This is a genomic window from Flavobacterium sp. (assembly GCF_027490375.1).
Taxonomy (GTDB): Bacteria; Bacteroidota; Bacteroidia; order Flavobacteriales; family Flavobacteriaceae; genus Flavobacterium.
The window spans coordinates 1-2,849 of sequence record NZ_JAIXYH010000024.1; the positions used below are offsets into that span (position 1 = coordinate 1).

Annotated in this window: 6 protein-coding genes; 5 read left to right on the plus strand and 1 reads right to left on the minus strand. The window is 36.5% G+C overall.

Annotated features, from left to right (window positions below):
* The 5 genes from Q0064_RS03300 to Q0064_RS03320 all read left to right on the plus strand — a co-directional run.
* A partial coding sequence (locus Q0064_RS03300) for a hypothetical protein (protein ID WP_298144246.1) occupies positions 1-198 on the plus strand: 198 nt, incomplete at its 5' end.
* A gap of 15 nt (positions 199-213) precedes the next feature.
* On the plus strand, positions 214-663 hold the full coding sequence (locus Q0064_RS03305) for a hypothetical protein (protein WP_298144248.1): 450 nt from the start codon (positions 214-216) through the stop codon (positions 661-663).
* A gap of 74 nt (positions 664-737) precedes the next feature.
* The gene (locus Q0064_RS03310) at positions 738-1,346 is read left to right on the plus strand and encodes a hypothetical protein (protein WP_298144251.1); all 609 of its coding nucleotides are present in this window, start codon (positions 738-740) and stop codon (positions 1,344-1,346) included.
* Between the two features lie 216 nt (positions 1,347-1,562).
* Positions 1,563-2,036 (plus strand): hypothetical protein, encoded by a 474-nt coding sequence (locus tag Q0064_RS03315; protein ID WP_298144254.1) that lies wholly within the window; start codon positions 1,563-1,565, stop codon positions 2,034-2,036.
* Between the two features lie 10 nt (positions 2,037-2,046).
* Positions 2,047-2,571 (plus strand): hypothetical protein, encoded by a 525-nt coding sequence (locus Q0064_RS03320; RefSeq protein ID WP_298144256.1) that lies wholly within the window; start codon positions 2,047-2,049, stop codon positions 2,569-2,571.
* Positions 2,572-2,606: 35 nt separating this feature from the next.
* Here Q0064_RS03320 and Q0064_RS03325 read toward each other — a convergent pair.
* Positions 2,607-2,849: hypothetical protein (locus tag Q0064_RS03325; RefSeq protein WP_298144258.1), on the minus strand; the 243-nt coding region annotated here is incomplete at its 5' end.

Genomic DNA, 2,849 nt, shown 5'->3' on the forward strand with positions numbered 1-2,849 from the left:
CCGAGTGGGGGAGCGGGCCGGCAGATGTTGGATAACAACGGCGCTGAGATGTACGACGCTAACGGCAACTATATCCGCCGCAGCGATCGTGTTGTTCCGGGAGAAACTTCTAAATTTACGCAGGCTGGTAGTGGAGGGAGTAATACTACCGATACCGCAGACGATGTAAAGAAAAACAATGGTTTGATTATTATTTAGACTGTTGAGGAGTTGTTGGCTTTTAAGATCAGCAACCCTAATGTGAGTTTTGGTGAGATTGGTGATGTAAATTTATTTAGAGAACTATCAGAAAGTTGCGGTATAGATCCTGATGGAAATTTTGGCTTTTCTGGTCAAGAAATGATAGCGATTTGTAAAGCGATTCCAGAGTTAGATAACCTATACCATGATGCTGAACCAAAGCTAGAAAATTTAAATTTTTATAAAACCTTGGTAGATGAAAAATTTGGTATAGAGGCAACTGGGGAAGCGGTAATGTTACCAAGTGGAAATTGGGACATTAACTTATCATACACAAGAATTAAAAGTAATTTAGACTTTGTCTATACTTTTGGAGCGGAATTATTACACGTTTTATACAACTGTGATATGGACTATAATAGCTGGAAAAACAGACCTGTTGTTGATCGTTTCCGGGAGGAATACTCAGTTCATAGTTCATAGAATTTAAGGTATGGAAATCCGAAAGCAAAAATAATGTTAAGCCATTGGGCACAAATGATCAAAAAATCAAAAAAATGAAGTTAAATCTGAAATTTTACTGGATACTGCTGCTGTTCTCAGTCGCGACAACTGCACAAGAATTAAAAATAAGTAGTCCAAGTTTAAAACAAATAGGCGATAGTATTTTTATCAGCTTTTCGATTAGCAATACGTCGGATAAAAATTATATTTTAACAAAGAATTTTACAATTTTTAATGGCAAAAAGCCCTGCATTCAGATGAAGTTCTTTTTGGGGTCAAATAGTATCCATTTTGAGAAACAAAGATTAAGTGATACGATGGATGCAAATGATGTAAATTTTTTAGAAGTTAGTATCAATGATCTTATAGATACTTCTTTCTTAAACAAAAGCAGTTTTAGTGAAGAGCCCTTATTTGTTGGATCTAAAGCCAAAACTGAGGTGTATCTGAATCTAAAAAATTTCCTAAGTTCTGAGGAGTTCAAATTTTTATGCGGATTGTTAAAGTGTGAGAACCTCTCTTTACAATTAGAGCTAAGACAAGGAAAATTTTGGCCTTTTTTAATTAGCGATTCTTTTAGAAGTGAAATAATATCAACGAATGCTGTTTTTTTTGAAGGAGAGCTTACGTCAGGCCGCAGTGCAATAATAAATTCCGAGTAATTTTGTATCAAAGATTTTATAAGTCATTGTATTTAGCGGATAGGTCAAAATTAAAATAAAAATCTAGTATTTTGTCCCAGAACTCTAGAGCAGCGTGCACTACTTCCACCACCCGATGTTCTTTTACAACTGTTACTGGTCGAAGCAAATGCCGGCGGAGATTGGGAAGGGATGCTGGTGGGGATAGTAAGTGCTACTCCCGATGGTGATCCCCCAATGAATAAAAATACACCAAAAAAAAGACAGATTGGTCCTCCAACACCATTATATATTAACGGCTTGTTAAATCCACTAGCCTTTAATTGTCATTCTTATGCTTGGCATAATTCCAAAGGAGATCCTAGTGACCCAGGTAATGTATATTCTCCACCTTTTTGGGACAACGATCCTTATAGAGATACAGGGGGCTACCACATGATACCATTTAGTGAAGCCAATCAAGTAGGAGATAGGCTTGTTTATTATGCATGGGATGAGAAAAAGCAGAGACCTAGTGCAACTCACTCAGCAATTGTGGTTGAAGTTAATAGTAAAGGCGAAGCGACATTGGTTGCAAGTAAATGGGGACGAGATGGTTTATTTATTCATCATCCACGTGATATTCCAACTATTTACGGCTTACCTAATCCCACGTATCGCGCGCCTAATGGTAAAATTTATCAGAGTAGAATCTATTTCCGAAAAAATTAATTTTTGAATAATGAAAGTTTATATTGTAATGTTTTTAGCAGTATTGTCGTTAAGTTGCGAAAAAGAATATCCAGCTTACGATAAAATTTTAAGTGATTTGGAGTATAACTTTACTCGAGACCCAGCACTCACCTTAAGTAAAATAGATTGTAACAATTATAATCGAGTTAATTTACAGCGAGATTCAAAATTGTATGAAAACGCTGTGAAAGATTTCTATATATCTAATTTTGATATGATTGATTATTTACTCCGATTTAAAAACGATACTTCAAGATACTGTGATTGGGTCAACAGCAGAAATAGCTGTTCAAGTAAATTCTACATAAATGAAATGATAAGTAGGTCGCGCGGTTCTTTAATTTTAATCGATAATTATTTGCTTAATCCAGATCATGATACTGTTCGTATTCCGAGTTACATAGATCGTGTAGATTATAATTATTTCGAAAAGCATATTTTCAATCGGAATTCAAAGCAGGAAACAAAACAAGCCTACAGTGTGTACGTGGAAAATTTGTTAAAAAGCAGATGATTTTAATTTCAAGTGAATTAACATTTTTAAGAGATCTAAAGACTTGAAGTGTATCTCTGCTCTATCATACTACACAAATCTCTCAACCGTTTGCTGAAATCGAAGATTGTACAATTGCTCACCAAGATGAAAACGTCTTCAACCCCACGCACGCCCAGCCCCGAGCGCAGTGGATAGCCCACAGTGGGAAAGCGGATTTTTTTGTTGGCGCGCGGCGGCGACCCGCGGAAGCCGATGCAAGCCGTACAAAAAACCGTTTTTCCACGCGGACTAGCAAC